This is a genomic window from Pseudomonas caspiana, from assembly GCF_040224095.2.
In the GTDB taxonomy this organism is placed as follows: domain Bacteria; phylum Pseudomonadota; class Gammaproteobacteria; order Pseudomonadales; family Pseudomonadaceae; genus Aquipseudomonas; species Aquipseudomonas caspiana.
In genome coordinates, this window is the sequence record NZ_CP167995.1 from 3,103,711 (window position 1) to 3,120,884 (window position 17,174).

A 17,174-nucleotide genomic window follows, 5' to 3' on the forward strand; every position below is an offset into this window, starting at 1 on the left:
CAGCGTGCACCTGCCTGTCCGTGCATTCTTCCGGTACCTGGTGGCGCCGGTCCATATTTAGTACCAGTAGCTTTTTTTAGCTGAGCGGCCACTTCGGAATAACCGTTATAACCACTAGGGTTAAAGCCAAGCGCACTGCTGGTCTAAGCTCATATCTCAACCCACGAGTGTTCATACATGACCGACAAGCACGCAATGGAATTGAAGCAGGCTCTCGTCGCTGTATTCGCAACAGCAGCGAGCTTGGGTATTGATATCGACGAGCTGTCAGAGCAGGCGGTGAGTGATCTAGACGAAGAGAGGGCGGGGTGGATCGATCAGTTCAAGCCAGGTGCGGTGCATGAGATTCGATACTGCCGCGACTTGGTGAAGGGTGATGTGGACTGCCCCTGATACGAGCCCGTATGGAGTGGTCTAGGCTAATGAATTAGCAGTTTTACTGCTCGCTTAATCTAGGGGCCAGCTAGTCGCCTCTGCTTGACTGGTGCGCAGCATCTTACCGCCCATTTACATTCACGCTGACCAGTCGTTTGCGTTGCTATTGACCACCTGTTTGCATTCGACTTGACCAGTGAGTTGCATGAGTCATGACCGCTCCGAGATTCAGAGCAAAGGCCGCTACGCTTGCAGGCGTCTACAGTTAGGATATGCGTAAATTCCCGCAGGAAAGTTCAGGTGCGGCGCATACCGTCCAACATCAAGGCCAGCATCCTCTTGGGGGTAGACACGCTGGTCTCGCCTCCCGTGCCGCTTCGAAGCGCGGTCAGCATGGCAACCAGCGAACCTATATCGATGATCGTGACCGCGGGCTTGCAGAGACCCGCCGCGATAGCTCGCTCCAGGAGCGGGCTCATAATCTCAGCGAAACGCCTGCGCGCCGCTATAAAGCCGATGTGGTTCGGATCGACGACGCCGCAGCAGGTGGCAAGCGCGAAGTGCTTCTCGATCTGACTTGCGTAGAATTCGAGCACTCGAAACATCGCATCATGATCAGTTTGTTGCGCTGCAAAGCACTCCAGGCTGTCCATGGATCGCTCCAGCAGTGCCTGAATCAGCGTGTCACGATTGGGAAAGTGACGGTAGAGGGTGCCCTGACCCACGCCGGCCAACTTGGCGATCAGGTTAAACGCGACGTCCACGCCATACACCGCCACGGCGGATTCCGCCGCCGCCAGCAACTCCGCACGATTTCGGACCGTATCTTTTCGCTCATTCTGCATGACATCAATATCGCATATTACCACTCCATCTGCATGAGATTAAAGTGGACACGAGTGTCCGTTTCAACAATAGTAATGTTTTGGCGCCTTTTGATCGGCGCATCACATGCAGCAGAGAATGAATGCAGCAGTCCCGTACGATCCTCTTCACTGGTGCGACAGGAGCCCAGGGCGGCGCCACAGCCGAGGCGTTCATAGGCAAAGGCTCAGCGTGCCGATGTCACATGTCTCGTCATTGGGTAGTGTTGATCAGACCATCCCTAATAGTACATCTGTACTATTGTGATCGCGCCGTAACGAAGGTACTTTGTTAAACGAATTTAAAGGCTAGGTGGGCCCTATTATGAGTCGTTATTCTGCTATCAGTGTCCTAAGCGCTGCGCTGCTTGGCTTTTCCGGATTTGCAAATGCTGATGCGAAATGGTGGTTGATCTTTGGGCGTGGTGAAGAACCGAACAGAGAGTTTTATTATGCTGACGCCGGTTCGGTAGTTGAAGTCCCGAAACAAAGCGGCATGAAAGAGTTTGCAAGGGCGTTGGATGTGCTGCAGGTCCACGAAATGGCAAATGGTCCAGAGTATGTCAAGTATAAATTTCAATATCAGTGTCAAAGCAAATTGGTCCGCGTTATTAGCGCAACTGCCCAGATGCGATCAGGAACTAAAGTGGATGCGCCTTTGCCGCCTAGCTGGATACCCCTTGCCGCTAATTGGACAGAACGCGGCTATCAATTTGTCTGCCATCCAGAAAGCGCCGAGAAGAACGGTATGTTTCCATTGCCTGGGCCGGATTTCAACGTTGCACAGTTGGCCGATGTCACTCGTAAACAAATCTGGAAGACGACCCCCGCCGATGCCATCGGCACTGCCCCCGCAGTCAAAGAGCGGCCGGCAAAAAGTGTGATTAGAGACATGCAGATGATGTTGGGCGTTCCTTCGCAATGACTTTTTTCTGTATGGGCAGCTACTCGATAACACTTATCGCTAAGGGGCTTATGTGAACAGGAACTGGATAATTCTCACCATTGCGCTGTGTACAGGCTGCGCGCAGATGGACAGCATTCCGGAGCTTTACTCACGCAGCCAGTGGAAAGGTCTACCTGCAGAAGACGCTGTGGAATTTTTTGGAAAACCTGACCGCCTTGTGCCTTCACAGGACGGCAATACCATTCAAATGCGATGGTTTCGCGACACGTCAGTAGTTCGCGAGGAAATAACAAACCGCACTTCTGAAATGCAAAATAACGTCATGGTACACACCAATTACATGGGCGATGTCCGCTACTCAAAAAGTTGCACAATTACTGTTACGGCCGATAAGCAGATGAAGATTGTTGATTTTGATGTAGAGTCTGGATCGCTCCTTTCGCAAGGATGCGTTCAAATTGATATGGGGCCACCATAGTATACTGTTCGCGAAATGGATTTTCATTTTTGGCTACACTTCAGATGTCATCCCAGCCTTGGAGAGCTACCGTGAGCGCTGCTAGGTGCTACAACATGACCCGGCGTATAAGTTTAATGTCAATGCTGTAGTTGTCTTTACGTTTTCTGACACGTTGCAATCCCATGAATATTGCCTATGTAAACCCGACAATGCCCTGGCAGGCAACTAGCATGGGCTGATAAAAAGGCAGCTTGACTTTATTTGGCTTGATTGCGTAGCGCTAGCATGTTGAGCGATATCTACACCCGATATCTTTTCTTATGCTGAATGAAAAATTTCCGCATAATCAAACTATTAGTTGTTTCACGAAGTTCACGAGCCTCCCGCAGAGAAAGTTCGGGCAAAGGGAACAGTAAGCCTCGTCCAACCCATTATAATTGAGGGTATTTATCTCGTATGGGCGGCAAGATTAGACCGCATTATGTACCGAGGCTCCGGCGTAGACGAGTCAACTGGGTCTACTGAGCGCCGACGACATCCATCGACGGCTACCAATGCATTGAATCACCTGCACGGACGAACTATGGATGCGCTTGGTCAGCGCACCTGCGTGTCGTACGCTGATGCGCGAGTGGATCGGGCGTGGTGCTAGCGAGCGTCGTGCGTCGGCAGCGATCGGTATGAGCGCCACTGCGCTGCGTTATTGCCCGCGCGAAGACCGCAACGTCGAAATGCGCGGACGCATCCTTGCGTTGGCGCATCCCCATCGCCGCTGTAGCGTAGCGATGATCTTTCTTAAATTGCGACAGGAAGGACTCCTCGTGAACTACAAACGGTTGGAGCGGTTGTACCGCGATCAGCAACTGCAGATTCGTCGTCGCAAACCGAAGTGGCATCGTCAGTGATCAACCACCCTTTCAACCGTTCATGACGTGCGCAAATAAGCGTTGGTGCAGCCAGCGCGGGGTGGCCCAGATAATGGCCGCGCCGATCTTGTTGCCCAACCCGGGGACAATGCTGATACGACCCTTGTGGAGGGCGCGGATGCCCGCACGGACTACCGGAGCTGGCTGCATCATCGCCAGCTTCAATCCGAGGGTGATCTTTTGCTGCGCAGCCTGAGCGAATCCTGTGTTGGACATACCGGGGCACAGCGAGGTCACGGTGACGCCATCGCGCTTGAATTCACGGTGCAGCGCATCTCCCAAGCGCAGGACGTATGCCTTGGATGCACCATAAACAGCCATGTCCTCCACACCCCAGAGCGCCAGCAGACTGGCAACCAGCATGATCCTGCCGTGACCGCGCTGGCGCATGTCGGCGCCGAACAGTCGGGTCATGACGGTGAGGCTGGCGATATCCAACTGCACCATATCCAGAGTGCTTTGAACCGAAGTGTCCAGGAAGGTGCCTTGTAGCCCGTGGCCGGCGTTGTTGATGAGGATTTCCACCCCAATGCCCCGCTCATGGATGCTGGAATGCAAGGCCGCTATGGCGGTTACATCTGACAGGTCTACTTGTTCGGTGATGATTTCCACTCCGTGCTCGTGGCGCTGCGTAGCCGCCAGGGCCTGAAGGCGGTCCAGCCGACGCGCGACCAGAATCAACGGGTGGCCTTTAGCTGCATATTGCCTAGCAAATTCTTCGCCGAAACCGCTTGAAGCGCCGGTGACAATTACCCAGTCTGTGTTGTTGCTTGGCATGGTGATAGCTCTGTGCGTGGTGGATGACGTGGCCTGGATCCTGGCTTTCAGGCAAAATTGGAGACCGATGGTCCTTAATCTAAAGACCATCGGTCTTTTATCAAGTGAGGTACAGGTCTTCCTATGAATTCGTTCACGCCATATGTCCGCGCACGCTCGGTTGAGCAAAAAGAGGAGCGCCGCCGCCACCTTCTAGCCACTGCTCGCGCGATGCTGGATGACAGCCCGGGCGCGCTTGATCTGGGAATCAATGAGCTGGCACGCCAGGCGCAGATGACAAAGTCCAACGTCTATCGCTACTTCGAAAGCAGCGAAGCTGTACTGATAGACGTGCTCGTAGAGGAATACGCCGGCTGGCAGGCCGAACTTGGAGTAGCGCTGGCACACGGCAAGGCCGCTGCAACTGTCGAGGACATCGCAGCGGTCTTTGCGCAGACGTTGTGCGCGCGTCCTTTGCTGTGCCGGCTGACAAGCATCATGCCGTCCATTTTGGAGCGCAAGTTGTCGTTCGAGCGCATGGTCGAATTCAAGCGCAACTTGTTGGCGTTGCGGCATCAGGCTGCGCAGGCCTTCCATGCGCGCTTGCCAGAGATATCGGTAGATGCGTTCGAGGAGGTGATCAAATACGCGCTACCGCTGATCATCGGGTTGTGGCCGCTCAGCAATCCGATCGATGTCGCGGCACAAGTGATTGCGCTTCCGGAATTGGAGGGGCTGCGCTACGACTTTCAGCATGATGTCGAGCGCGCCGTGCTGACCTTGATGCGTGGTGCCCGTTGCTGAGTGGCTTTTCTCAAACTCCAGCGATGGTCCTTTGGCGATTGGTAGTTACAGAGGCAGCACAGAAACTCGATCAAGCCGGTGCGAAGATATGCCGGTGTTGCTCGCTCCCCAGCAGCTTGGGTGTCAAACAATTTTTGCCAAGGGTCGTCGTGTCGATGCTTCCGTCCACTAATGGGTCGACGGTGTGCAGGTGGACCGAGAACTGGAGGCCACGCTGCCGCGCTAGGCGCTAGCTACTGGCCCATCGCCCCATTGTGTCTGAGGTGTTCGCCTCAACGGAAATCCGGATAGTCCCGGCGTACCCGCTCTTCCACCGCCATAGCGAGCGGATGCGGCGGGCACTCGGGCAGCTTGCTCAGGATGGCCCACGGCGTGTCGATCAGCAGATGGCCAGTATCGAAATGTGGCAGGCCGTCGCGCTGGCGCAGGGCCTGCACGGCAAGCAATTCGGCGGGGTAAACGCCATTGAAGCTTTCATCGAACTCATAGGTATTGCGCTCGGTACTGTCTTTGCTGCGGGTGATATGCCAGTCGGCCGCGGCCTGCATCGCGGTCTGGAACACCGCTGCGTCGGTGCTGCGCCACTGGTCGAGCACCGCCTGATACTCGGGGATCAGCGGATGCACCGGTTGGTAATGGGTGGGGATGCCGAAGGCCTGCGCGAACAGGAAAATCAGGAAGGCGTCGTTGGTGCCTTTGCCCCAACCCTCGCGACGCCACTCGTCCGGCTTCAGGGCCTGGTCCTTGTGCGCGACCTGGATCAGGAAGCGGGCGCCGGCCTCGGTGGCGTCCCATTGCGAGAGCATCGCGGTCGCTGCCACTTTCATGCTTGTCCCGAACGACAGCAACGGTTGCCGCTCGGTGGTCCAGGCCAGGGTTACGGCGGCTTCGAAACGAAATGCGATGGAGCGCATTGCCACTGCCCAGCGCAGCGGCTGGGCGAGTTCGTCCAGTCGGCCCTGGCCGCTGAGGGCGCAGGCTTGCATGGCGTAGGTGTGACCGGCTTGGCCTAAATCCAGCCAGACCTCGCCTTTCAGGATACCAGTTTGCGCCAGGCACCCTTCGATGCGTTCCAGATATTTCGTCGGCCTGCGATCCGTGGTGAGCGCCCACTCAATCCATCTGTCACAGGACTTGAATAGCTTCTTCAGCGAGGGATGCCATACTGGCAACTGTTTGTCGCTCTTGCCTGCCGCCATTAACTCATCCTCGGGCCGCGGTGAGCCAGGTTCTGTTGCTCTGTTTCCTGGGTCAGCGCTTGTTGCTGGTTGATCTGTTGGACTTGAGCGAAGCTCTCGGCCGCCGGGCGCTGCGCAGCTTGCTCGGCTTGGACGTGGACATGGAAATCCGGGCCTCTGTCGCCGTGTGGCGAACTGACCGCGAAGATGCGCGGCGTATCGGTGCTGCCGCCGATGCGCACCGAGTCCAGGGTCTTGCACAGCGGATCGGCCTTGTATTCCTTCAGCAGGCTCGCGGCAATATTGTGGCCTTCCGCAACGTTCCAACGGCCGTCGCCCTGCACCGTGCGCAGTATCGTGTCAAATGCGGCGTGGTCTGGGTGGTCGGCATCGCCAGGAGTCAGCATCGTCTGTTTCGGCGCTGCGGGCTTGACCCATGGATCTAACTTGCGTTCGATCTGCAAGTGCGGCGCGTCCGGGCTCCGGCTCAGATTGAGCCACACCCACGTGGCGTTGATGTGCTCGGCTTCCGGGCCGATTTCCCTGCTGATATCCTGAGCGATCGACTTCAGCCCAGGTATCGTGTTCTTCGGATCCCAGTGACCCTGGGCGTCAATCGCCCGCTCAAGCCGCTTGGCCGAGGTCTGGATCTCGAAGAACTCCAGATCACCGTCAGGGCTGCGGCCGACCAGATCGATGCCGTGACCGGAGCGGTTCTTGATCGCGACGATGTCGTTATATCCCTGCTTTACCAGGTCATGGGTTTGGATGGCTTCGCCGATGTCGCCGAGCTGGCGGGTGGTGAGCCAGGTCAGGTCCACGCCCTGCATACTTTGGTCTAGGGCCGTCGGGAAATCGATCCTGCCGTCAAAGACACCCGGCGTGCGCTTGAGGATGGCGGTCAGGTCGTGCGGTTCCAGTTGGCCGCTGCGCAGCAGGCATTCGACGTTGTCGGTGGCGCGCGCGGCGCGGACCAGATCGTCCAGTTGGCCATCCTGGCGGGCCTGGCCGACCAGCCCGCGCAGCATCTGCTGCGGCACTTCGCCGGCCTCACCAACACGCCGGGCGGCCTGGCCGACTTCCTCCAGCCCCTCGGCGTAGGCGCGAGCGCGGCCGGGCAAGCCCGCATGGCGCTCGGGCGCATGCTCAGCGCCGTCGTGGGCACGCGCATCGGCCAGGCCTTCGCGGGCCTCGGCGGCGGCGCGGGGGGCGATGTCCTCCATGATCTGCGCGGCCTTGCCGAGCTTGCTCACTTTGCTTGCCGGCACCAGGGTGGCCCGGATCTCCACTCCGGCCGCGCTGCCGATGTATTCGCGCTCGCGCCCATCGCGTTGCGCCTGAGCCAACCCCTGTTCCCAATGCTGCCACGCGTGCGTGGCGGCGCTGCGGACTTGGTCGATCGGCTTGTGCGGGTCGGCGGCGACCACGGCGGCATAGATGCGGACCATGCCGACCGCCACGTCGCGGTAGTCTACGCTCCCCAAGCCTTGGTGCTGCAGGATCAACCGTTGCGCTTCGTAGGCCATCGGATCGACCCGGCCCTCTGCATCGGTGGCAGACAGCAGTGCTACGATCTCGGTGGTGCTGGCCATGTGGCTGCCTCCGGGCATGTAAGTTGTGCGTTCTTCCCTGCGACCGTATTTTGAGCGCGGCGCAGCCGGTACTGCAAGTGTCGGCCAGACCCAGGGAAAGTGGCCGGAGTATACGTTCCCCGGCATGTTGCACTCTCTACCACAGGCATTACAGCCCCGATTTTGGCAGGATCGACGGGCCGGTCGATCACGACATGCGCGTCGATCAAGAAGGCCGCAGGTACGCCCTGCGGCCCGCTCGCTTCGAGCCAATGCCGAACGACCCCGCGGGCGTATCCGCTACTGTTAGTATCGGCATCAGACCGCATCTTGCGCAGGGCGGCCATTGATCGCCATCAGCCTGGATAGTGCATAGGATCGGAAGTCAATTTGTATACGAATTCCGACAGCTGCTGCGGGTCGCACATTACCTACCAAATTATTATTGCTTCGCAGCACCCGCTGCGCCTACCAAGAAACCGCTATGAAACGGATATTCGGAATAGCAGTCGCGTTGGCAATTGCTTCTGTCTTTGCGAAATCGGCCGCCACTGAGGAAAGACAAGAGATCCACAGAGCCATTACAGTTTTTCCGCCGATCCTGTATCAGCAAAGCGCAATGGATCGCGCAACAGTCGAAACGACAATGCTCTCGCAGGGCGGGCCCGACATGCACATTTTGGCACCGGCGGCGCCTCTCTCTTGGGTTATCGTCTACGCTTTCGGCTCTACCCAGCTCAGCGGTTGGGAGTACATGACGACGGTGGGTCGAGCATCAACCGGCAACCATGGAGAGACAAACCAGTGTATCTCCCTCGGCCGTGGCACAGAAGGTTGTTGGCGGGTTGCTGATGCAGTGCTGATTGAGGCAGAGCGTGTCCTCTGCGGAGAAGAAGTCCTCAGCAGGGCTTGGGAAGCCACAGCTGACGCGCATCCGCATCAGGGGCAGCGCATGGGTAGGTGCAGTGACGCTGAAAGCGCCTAGGAGCGTGGGAGGAACGTTATGTGGCATGGCGGCAAGCTTGGCTAGAGTCAGAATCACCGGCTGAGACTAATGGAGACGCACGATGCTGCCGGGGATGTGTGATAGATCGGCCGTTAGTAAAATACTAAAATTAATTATTAACGGGCTGAACGGAAGGGGAAATTCAAAGCAATTTGACCTGAATAGGGACCTCCTTCTTAGCTGAGAACCCTGGACGAGCACCGCTTCTGGTCTGCACTTGCTGAGCGAAGCGAGTTGAGCTATGACAGTCTTTCGGGCGTTTCAAGAGTTGGCCCGACAGCGCATCGGTGCGATGCTTCCAGGCAATCAGGCAATGGCTTCCAAACTCAGAGAAGGGATAGGCATTGACGCGGCGTAAGCGCACCAATCAAGGAACGGAACCATCATGAACGTAACCCCCTATCCATCCCTTCGAAAGATAGCTGCTGAGTGTCAGGAGTGGATGGAGAACGCCCACGCGAAAGGCAAGGCTGAGCAGGCAGAGACGGCAATCCAGCAATTCTTGGACACACCCGGTGAGCTGCACCAAAAAGCGGCGATCCAGCTCAGCGATCTAGCACTTGTGCTCGATGTAACGTGCTGCGACGCCTTCTTCCGATCCGACATCGAAACCCTGTCGAAGTCCATCCAGCACGCAGTGCAACTCCGAGCGCTGTTCTTCCGGTGGATGGGGATGTATTCGGACATGCGCCAGGACCTTGGGAACTGGCCTAAAGAATTCTCAGACAGCATGAAGGCAATGGGGCCTTTAATGCTGTCTTGGTGGGACGACGCTTCGACCTGTGCTCAGCTTTACATCGAGATGGCTGAGAAGGATCAGCGCATCAACACGATGCCGCAAATGCGTCGAATTAAACGCGCAACATCCGACGCTTTTGCGGTAGAACTCTTCTCCACTGAATTTAACATCCCAACGAGCTTCGTCCCCCTCAGCCCACTTATTCCTGGGTATCGGGCGGTGCTTGAACACTGGAAGACCGATGATGAAGTGAAGTTTCAAGCGGTCATGCAGGTGGCTGCTGACTTCCACATCTCTCGAAGCAAAGAGAACACGGACAAGCAGCGTTTCGAGTTGATGCAACCATTGATCGCGTCTTTCCGGCTGAACTTCTCGCCGTCAAAGCGCTGCGCCGCAAGCACAATCTTCCGGATTTCGACGTCGATCACTTGTTGATCGATGAACCCTGGAAAGTCTTGCGCAACATCGACACCATTGAAGCGCACCCACTTGCTCAGGCCGTTGAAGAGCGACTGATCAGGGACTACCCGCAGTTTCGCTGATCCGTCCCACTCATGAATGAACGACTCTGACATGAACGATGCAACCCGCCAAACCCGAAGCGCTGACATTGCAGCGCTCGCCCAAGCAACTGACACCAGCGGCAACGTTGATCTGACTGCTTACCAAGCCTATCGACTGATCTATTCCCATTCGATAGACGGCCTGGATGCGAAAGGTGTGGTTAACGACATCATGCGTTCGCCTGCATATGCATCAGAGCAAGTGACACGACGCCTCACGTCACTAGAGAGCCCTAGCGATACCCGCAGCTCACGATACTTTTGCGACAATCACGAGCGAGTTCATCAAGCCGGAAACAATCTTCAGTTCCTCAGCGTGTACGGTGGTTCCTACCTCGTTGAGGGAAGTGATGCTATTCCTGTCCCTTTTGCCAGAGGTTTGCTTATATTGACGGCAAAATTTGCAATGGAGTGGCCCTATGCGGATGTCATCCGGCCGGTACCTGACACTTGCACTCGCCGTTACTTTGACTGGCAGCGCGTGTGCACGGACGCCGCCGACCGAACAAGAAGGGAGTTCAAACATGTCGAAAACTGTACATACGGGCCGTATCATCAATGGGCATACCTACTCTGATGCCCCTGTTGACGTAAAGCTGGGACCGAATACCTTCCGCATTCCTGCCAACTATCTGGATAGCCAGATCGCGCCTTGGCCAGGCGAAGGGGTGACGCTCATCATCGAGTGGCCGGATCTGACGCCGACCCCGCCAGGCGCGCGGGCGAACCCGCGCACGAATGATTTCCGCAAGGAAATCGCTGTGGCGATCGACTATGTGGACCGTATCCCTATCGATACATTGTTAGCGCGGTATTCCTCCAACGAAAAGCGCACTGAGGCAAGTTCGGTCGAACGGGGTAATCCCGTCGACAGACTAGATCTGCGCATTGCACAACCGGAGACTTTAGGGCTAACGCCATATGCCATCGACGAGGCAAAGATGGCGGCATATTCGAAAACGTACGAAGACCACTACGGGAAGCCACCTATCCGTAATCCTGCTTTTGAGGACGACTGGTATGTCGCGCGCGACTCCAGTGGCAGTCTCATCTCTTTTATCAAGTGCGATAGCAGAAAATTCCGCGGGGATGGCGTACGGCTGGAAGGCGATGAAGTGGTCCACGAGGAAGGAGCAGTTGCCGCAAGTTGCGTCCACTATTTCTCTGATATCGAGAACAAGCTTTCCATCAGCCTGAACTATAAACGCGCGTTTCTGAAAGACTGGAAGCGCATGGAAGACGATGTAAGGAGCGTTCTGGCTCGCACCAAGGCTGGGTGAACCGCGTATTACTGGGAGTAGGACATGAGTGGATTGACTGAGCGCAACCTCAAGATTCTTTCCAGCTACGCGAACGCAGGGAATCGGGAGCTTTACTGGAACTACCTCTCCCAACTGCCGGGTGCAGATGGTTAATGCTCTCCCACCTGCAGTTGAAAGGTTTGTCGAGCGAGCGTCACGTGTAGCGATATCCACGGAAAACAAGCGTTTCAGGTGAAAACTGGAGCGGGATTTTGATAGACCGTTTATGGCGTTGTCGTGCATCGCTGCTATCGGCAAAAAAGAGGCTACAGAGAGGGCACAGTCGGCCGCTGCCGAGCTTCTTGCTCCGGAATCTGGTGCGGAGGCTGCTGCTGCGCGCGCTCCGTTACCGACTCACTGCTTTGCAGTTTTCGCACCTTTTCGAAAGATTGCTCAACTGGCGTCTGTATCGCCTCCTGAGTCGGCATGTATGCGCGCAGGGTTGCAGGGTTGTCTGAAGCGCCCTGCAGAATGAAGATTTTTTCGCCGGGCGCTGCGGCATTGGTCTGCTTGCTCAGTGCGATTTCGTCAACGCTACTGAAGTTGTTTTGCTTGGCGAGCGCATACACGCTGGCGCTAATGCGGGCGCTGTCTGCAGCTTGCACGTGACCGGAATTTTTTAGTCCTTCGATCTTCTCGCGTATCTGCTGCATCAAAGCGTGATCAGGATGACCCTGGCGTATTGGATCGTTGGCCGGGGTGCGCTCTAGCTCCCGGTTCTGGGCTGGTTGCTCGCGGTAGCGCAGTTCCTCTATACGTTCCTCTGACAGCATACGGTTGCCAAGGCCCGGCTCGACCCTGCCAGGGAAACCCTCTACCGGTAAACTCATCAATTCGCCAAAGGTTCGGAAGGCGGAATTGCTATTAACGGTGTCACCAAAGACCTTGAAGCCATACTTGGGATAGTTCAGATTCAGTGCGTTGAGTTCTGGCATCGCTTTAACAGCAGTGTTCCAACGCGCAAGGATCTCATCCTTATCGCCGATGACGACGGTGCGTGATTGCTGGTTATCCTCAATGAAGGTACTTCGACTCACGTCGGTGCCAACTGAGGCTGCATAGGCACCATCGAGCGCAAGGTTCCAAGCACGAAGGGAATGCCTAGCCTCGTCAGTACCTATTGTAAGTGTTTCGCCGGTTTGTCGATCAGTGGCCAGGCCGTGTAGCTCAGCTAGAGCTTTACGCTGCTCATCGCGCAAAACCCAGAAATCGTGTCCAGCTACACCCACAACATTGAGTGATCTTGCTTCAATCGTACACTTGGGCATGCTCTGTTCAATCCATGAATGCTTTGCTACTTGCTAGAGACGCACGAGTCTAGCAAGCCCTTAAGGTTGTTCATCGCCTGTGCCACCCCTAGGTCAATAAAGTAGGGACCGCCACCTCTCAGCGTTATGTCCGCCTGGTTCGCCCCTTTCGCACGTTCGATACGCATGCGGAAACCGGTGCGGTTCTTATCGTCAAAGGTTCCGGATTCAAGCACTCCATTACTGATGTCCTTATGCGTGACCTCTCTCCAAGAACTATCGGTTGCAGAGAGTTGGCTGATGCTGAGTTCGGCGCAGTCAAACAGGCGTTGGTTCGGCAGGTCGTGAGGAATCATCAAGTGATCGGAAGCTGTTGGGATCTTCCCGGTTGCTAGGAACGCGTTGCATCCTCCTAATGAGGAGATCGCCAAGCTAATGATAGTGAAAACTTTCAGCCAATGTTTCATGTGGCCCTCCTGATAAGCGTCGAACGCGTCAGACTTCGACTATGCTGCGAGAGTGACGGAACACCAGTGTAAGTGGAACAGTAAGGCTTGTCGGTTTGACTACCCATTAGAGAAGCACTTGGGGCCTCGTCCTTAGACATGACTTTTGAAGCCCCATTCGCCTTGCTCGGCCTTCATACCCCCCTCAAAATTCAGACATGCATTCGGCAATCCTGTTTATGGGGACTCGCTTCTCAACGATTGGCGTCGCTGCTTCAGATACGGCCCGGCAAACCGCCTCAACCATCGCTTGCTGATTGTCCGAGGTGAGCGTTTCAATGGTCGACTTGCCTTCAACTTCCTCGCAAGGTCGCGTCAAGGCGTAGTAGATATCCCATGTATCAACGCCACGATGCAGACGCTTGAGTACCGCCTGCACCAAGCGGCGCTTGAACATGTTCAGTTGCCACACCGGTACCCGCTGCCCCTTGTTTCCCAACTGAATCGAAAGCAGGTTGCGGGCCTGGATCTCGTAAGTAATCCACCGACGCGATTTGCCCGCGAGCTTGGCATAGTCCGCGACGACCAGGTTGTCGGGCCCTTCAAAAATGTTCAGTACCTCCAATCGCTCTCGCTGGACCTCAGAGATCTTCGGTAGAGCGTATTCAGGCATTTGTACTGTAGAGAGCCGCTGAGTCCCGGCGCCGACTGTTGGCATCGTTTGCTCATTGGGTGCTACCAGCATGATGGGAGCGTGTTGGCCCAACGCCGGCAGCGGCGTGACCTTCTGACCGGCAATCGTGGGAACGCCCTGAAGGTGGATGGTGAGGTGCGTGCTGGCAATCTGAACCTGATTTTGCTCGAACAGATCCAGCCGATCAGCCCAGTCCTGCATCATTAGCCGACGCTGTGCAACGTACTCGGCATGGTTGTAGGTGGCGCTGATGCGATTGGGGTGAGCGTGTGAGAGTTGCGCGTCGACCCATATCTTTGGATAGCCCAATTCATTGAGTGCTGTTGAAGTCGTCGCCCGGATGCCATGACCAGTGAGACGACCGTCATAGCCCAGCCGCTCGATTGCGCGGTTGACCGTGTTTTCGCTTATGCGGGCACTGATCTGCTTTACGCCCGGAAAGAGATACGTTTGCGCGGGGTTAAACTGATCAAGCATGTGCCGCACGATCTCGATGGCCTGCACAGGCAGCGGCACGATGTAGGGCGGGATGTCAGTTACGCGCTTTCGCTTCTTCTTGGTCAGCATTTTGCGCTGCTTGAGCGACATCACCGGGATGATCCACAAACCTTGTTCCAGATCGAACTGGTCCGGTGTGGCCGGACGTAGTTCCCCTGTGCGTACACCCGTCAGCAGCAACAGGCGAATGGCCAATTGGGTCATCTGCATGCCTCGGTACTTGCGAAGTGTCTGCAGAAACAGGGGTAGCTCGGGCATACGCAGGAATGGGTTGTGCTAAACGGGCGGCAACGGCACAGCGACCACGTGTAGATCGATGGCGGGGTGCTCGACCATGCCCGGAATGACCACCATCGCGTAGTCGGCGAGTTGCTTGAGCCAGGTGCGGACCTTTTCGGCGACGGACAGTTACTCTCGTTTCTCGATGCGGCCGATCACCTCCAGTAGTACCGTACGGGTGATCTCGTAGATGGTGTAGCGTTTGAGGTAAGGGAGTACATCTTGTTTGAACACGCGGCGTATCTGTTCCAGCGAAGTCTGACGACCTTCTTCGAGGGTCAGTTGCCGGTGTTCCATCCACTTTTCGTAGACCGCCATGAAGGTGTTTTCGCCAGCCAACCGGATGGCCTGGCGTTTTTGCTTTCGGTCTGTGCGTGGGTTGATGCCCTTGGCGACGAGCGCCCGGGCCTGGTCACGAAATTCACGAGCCTCCCGCAGAGACAGTTCGGGATAGCTGCCAAGCGAAATCCGTGCACGTTGTCCGACCCAGGTGTAGCGGAAGTGCCATGCTTTGCCGCCAACAGTAGAGACGTGAAGAAATAGACCATCAAAGTCTGCGAGTGTGTAGGGCTTGTCGGTGGCTTTGGCTTGCCGGACGACCATATCTGTGAGCATGCGTACCAACTCCTGGTGTTGCGAGTTGGATGCGATGTTTGTTCTGTCGCTGACGGCAGCCTGCCTGCGCGCAATGCTGGAAAATCACATTCTCTGCCTAATTGCCTCGCAGCCGACAATCGCTCAGACCTCTTTCCCAATTGGAGTCGCAACAGGTAGTCCCCAGTTTGGCCCTGATTCCGTGCCCTCCAGCACCGCACTGGCTGAACCCGGTGGAGAATGGATAAAGATGTCGCGCGCAATTGCGGGCGCTGATGAGACAACGCAAGCGTGGGCTTCTACTAGCATGCCCTCAAAAAAGGTCTGAGCTGGATGCACTCGATCAATTTGAAACTGCGAGGTTTCATGGCTGCAAAGTGGAGTTCATCTTTCGAAATCAATGTGGAGCACTGGCAAGCGCCACATCGACTCAAGCCAAAACCGGGACGGCGGGAGCACCAAAGTTACAACAAGCAAGTCGAGCGCAATGAAGTTGTGAACTGAGTGGAGGGTCTCGCTTTTAGATTTACACGGACTGTACCAAGCCTTTATGCGTGAAGAATGATTCAAGGCCATTTGATATGCGCATTGGTGTCGCTTGGAGTGCCGACTCAGCCAGCAGACAAAGTAACGCGCGGCGCGACCGAAATTGAATCTGCGTCACGCCTTTTTTCAACACGTTTTGATGCAAGGGTGCGCTAATACTTTGGTGAATGCCACGGAGCTGAGGCACTGATGCAGACTGTGGATATTGAAATCAGGGGGGGGGCGGATAGTACACCTGTACTATCGAAAAAATCCAAAGCTACGGATATGATTTTTTTCACGATACGACCCATGTCAGTGATTCGAGCGAGTCAGAGTATGACGAGCTTAAACGATGAAAAGACTGAATATCAGATGGAGTTTTCCGGTTTGACAGCGTTCGTCAAAAGTATGTGTTCGACAAGGGCGGCAGTTCGCGCATTACCACCGATCACTTGGGTGTGCGCTTCTACGGCCAGGGCGGCGACAGCAGACCTGCGTTTCAGCCGCTTGCCCAACTGGACAACGACCAGGAACGGGCGTAGCGCCAATTGCAGCAACCTAGTGACCCATGTTTTGCAGCAGAGCCAGCAAATTTCGGCCTATGCCAAGCAGGGGCATCAGAAGACCCAGATGGATCAATTGAACCTGCAGATCCAGCAGTTTGCAAACGAGGGCCGCAATCTGACTTTTCTGCCGGGCAATGTGTTCGGTGCGTACCAGCAGTTAGAGACGACGGGGCAGGCCCCGCAGTCGGCGACAGCTGCGATCGCTGCCACGAAGGCCGGTAACCAGATCAACATGCTTGTCGGGCAGGAAATGATGAAGCTCAACGCACAAACGGCGGCGATTAACCAAGCCGTGCTTGAGGAACAGACCCGGCAGATGTCAGGCGATCACCTGACGCAGCGGAACATGGAGAACGCCTACAGCAGCGATAAAGCCTTCCAGAAATCCAGTCAGCTAGTTGCCAAACTCGTTGGAGAGTGGTCGTGAACGTCCCCCTTTTCGTCGCGCTAGGGCTTGTTGCTGTAAGCCTCGCAGGCTGCCCAGAGCAGCCGGATGTCGACAAGGCAAAGCAGGCGGTCGTAGCCGGAAAGACCTGCGAGGCCTCATTCACTTGTGAAGCGCCCACCCAGCTCCCCGAGACTGTCCCAGCTAAGTGCGGTTGCGCGTTACTGTTTGATGCCGAATGCAGCGATTTGATCGACCGCACCTACGGAAAGAGCGCAGCCAATAACTTGAAGACTCGGCTGAATATGGCGCAAGCCTATGGCGACGCGGCGCAGCGTGCATGCCCTGCACCAGGCGAACATGCATCCGCCAGCAAGCCGAAGCGGTCCGATGCTTTCGCACCGTCCACAGTGGAGCCGGCGAAGCCGCTTTCACAATGGTGGCCGGATGCGCAAACCAAGCCAGCCATTGCACCTAAGCAATAGGAC

The 17,174-nt window shown here is 56.2% G+C and carries 16 protein-coding genes and 2 pseudogenes; 11 read left to right on the top strand and 7 right to left on the bottom strand.

What is annotated here, in order from left to right; genetic code table 11:
- Nucleotides 1-177 precede the first annotated feature (177 nt).
- Nucleotides 178-393, top strand: a complete 216-nt coding sequence (locus ABRP31_RS14200; RefSeq protein WP_349970068.1) for a hypothetical protein — start codon at nt 178-180, stop codon at nt 391-393.
- A gap of 278 nt (nt 394-671) precedes the next feature.
- Here the strand turns inward: ABRP31_RS14200 and ABRP31_RS14205 are convergent, their stop codons facing one another.
- Complete coding sequence (locus ABRP31_RS14205; protein ID WP_217664504.1) at nt 672-1,220, bottom strand: TetR/AcrR family transcriptional regulator; 549 nt, start codon at nt 1,218-1,220, stop codon at nt 672-674.
- Nucleotides 1,221-1,563: 343 nt separating this feature from the next.
- Here ABRP31_RS14205 and ABRP31_RS14210 point away from each other — a divergent pair, with 343 nt between their 5' ends.
- From ABRP31_RS14210 to ABRP31_RS14220, 3 genes and pseudogenes are all read left to right on the top strand, one after another.
- Nucleotides 1,564-2,163, top strand: a complete 600-nt coding sequence (locus ABRP31_RS14210; RefSeq protein WP_217664505.1) for a hypothetical protein — start codon at nt 1,564-1,566, stop codon at nt 2,161-2,163.
- Nucleotides 2,164-2,215: 52 nt separating this feature from the next.
- Nucleotides 2,216-2,623 (top strand): hypothetical protein, encoded by a 408-nt coding sequence (locus ABRP31_RS14215; RefSeq protein WP_217664506.1) that lies wholly within the window; start codon nt 2,216-2,218, stop codon nt 2,621-2,623.
- A gap of 572 nt (nt 2,624-3,195) precedes the next feature.
- Nucleotides 3,196-3,495, top strand: a pseudogene (locus tag ABRP31_RS14220) (IS3 family transposase); the annotation flags it as partial.
- Between the two features lie 27 nt (nt 3,496-3,522).
- On the opposite strand, the gene ABRP31_RS14225 reads toward ABRP31_RS14220, so the two are convergent.
- Nucleotides 3,523-4,308 (bottom strand): SDR family oxidoreductase, encoded by a 786-nt coding sequence (locus ABRP31_RS14225; protein ID WP_349970069.1) that lies wholly within the window; start codon nt 4,306-4,308, stop codon nt 3,523-3,525.
- Nucleotides 4,309-4,431: 123 nt separating this feature from the next.
- On the opposite strand from ABRP31_RS14225, the gene ABRP31_RS14230 reads away from it, so the two are divergent.
- A complete protein-coding gene (locus ABRP31_RS14230) occupies nt 4,432-5,091 on the top strand; it encodes a TetR/AcrR family transcriptional regulator (RefSeq protein WP_217664508.1) in 660 nt (219 codons plus the stop codon).
- A 272-nt stretch (nt 5,092-5,363) separates the two neighbouring features.
- On the opposite strand, the gene ABRP31_RS14235 is transcribed toward ABRP31_RS14230, so the two are convergent.
- Together ABRP31_RS14235 and ABRP31_RS14240 are read right to left on the bottom strand one after the other, a co-directional pair.
- Nucleotides 5,364-6,290, bottom strand: a complete 927-nt coding sequence (locus ABRP31_RS14235; RefSeq protein WP_217664509.1) for a hypothetical protein — start codon at nt 6,288-6,290, stop codon at nt 5,364-5,366.
- A complete protein-coding gene (locus ABRP31_RS14240; protein ID WP_217664510.1) occupies nt 6,290-7,861 on the bottom strand; it encodes an XVIPCD domain-containing protein in 1,572 nt (523 codons plus the stop codon). Before ABRP31_RS14240 ends, ABRP31_RS14235 begins: the two co-directional genes overlap by 1 nt.
- Before the next feature lie 463 nt (nt 7,862-8,324).
- Between ABRP31_RS14240 and ABRP31_RS14245 the strand changes: the two genes are divergently transcribed.
- The 4 genes from ABRP31_RS14245 to ABRP31_RS14260 all read left to right on the top strand — a co-directional run bounded on the left by ABRP31_RS14245 (nt 8,325) and on the right by ABRP31_RS14260 (nt 11,428).
- A complete protein-coding gene (locus ABRP31_RS14245; RefSeq protein ID WP_349970072.1) occupies nt 8,325-8,825 on the top strand; it encodes a hypothetical protein in 501 nt (166 codons plus the stop codon).
- A 406-nt stretch (nt 8,826-9,231) separates the two neighbouring features.
- The gene (locus ABRP31_RS14250) at nt 9,232-10,020 is read left to right on the top strand and encodes a hypothetical protein (protein WP_349970073.1); all 789 of its coding nucleotides are present in this window, start codon (nt 9,232-9,234) and stop codon (nt 10,018-10,020) included.
- 138 nt (nt 10,021-10,158) lie between these two features.
- Nucleotides 10,159-10,725, top strand: coding sequence for a hypothetical protein (locus ABRP31_RS14255; protein ID WP_217664513.1), 567 nt, complete (start codon nt 10,159-10,161; stop codon nt 10,723-10,725).
- Entirely contained in the window at nt 10,673-11,428 is a 756-nt protein-coding gene (locus tag ABRP31_RS14260; RefSeq protein ID WP_349970075.1) for a hypothetical protein, read from the top strand. The genes ABRP31_RS14255 and ABRP31_RS14260 overlap by 53 nt, the downstream gene beginning before the upstream one ends.
- Nucleotides 11,429-11,715: 287 nt before the next feature.
- Here ABRP31_RS14260 and ABRP31_RS14265 read toward each other — a convergent pair whose 3' ends face one another.
- From ABRP31_RS14265 to ABRP31_RS14275, 3 genes and pseudogenes are all read right to left on the bottom strand, one after another.
- Nucleotides 11,716-12,717 (bottom strand): XVIPCD domain-containing protein, encoded by a 1,002-nt coding sequence (locus ABRP31_RS14265; protein ID WP_349970077.1) that lies wholly within the window; start codon nt 12,715-12,717, stop codon nt 11,716-11,718.
- A gap of 26 nt (nt 12,718-12,743) precedes the next feature.
- Nucleotides 12,744-13,163 carry a hypothetical protein gene (locus ABRP31_RS14270; protein WP_349970079.1) on the bottom strand — a complete coding sequence of 140 codons (420 nt, stop codon included), beginning with the start codon at nt 13,161-13,163 and terminating at the stop codon, nt 12,744-12,746.
- Between the two features lie 184 nt (nt 13,164-13,347).
- Nucleotides 13,348-15,228, bottom strand: a pseudogene (locus ABRP31_RS14275) (tyrosine-type recombinase/integrase).
- 843 nt (nt 15,229-16,071) lie between these two features.
- On the opposite strand from ABRP31_RS14275, the gene ABRP31_RS14280 reads away from it, so the two are divergent.
- The gene (locus tag ABRP31_RS14280) at nt 16,072-16,728 is read left to right on the top strand and encodes a hypothetical protein (protein WP_217664516.1); all 657 of its coding nucleotides are present in this window, start codon (nt 16,072-16,074) and stop codon (nt 16,726-16,728) included.
- Nucleotides 16,725-17,171, top strand: a complete 447-nt coding sequence (locus ABRP31_RS14285; protein WP_231672123.1) for a hypothetical protein — start codon at nt 16,725-16,727, stop codon at nt 17,169-17,171. Before ABRP31_RS14280 ends, ABRP31_RS14285 begins: the two co-directional genes overlap by 4 nt.
- Nucleotides 17,172-17,174: the final 3 nt, after the last annotated feature.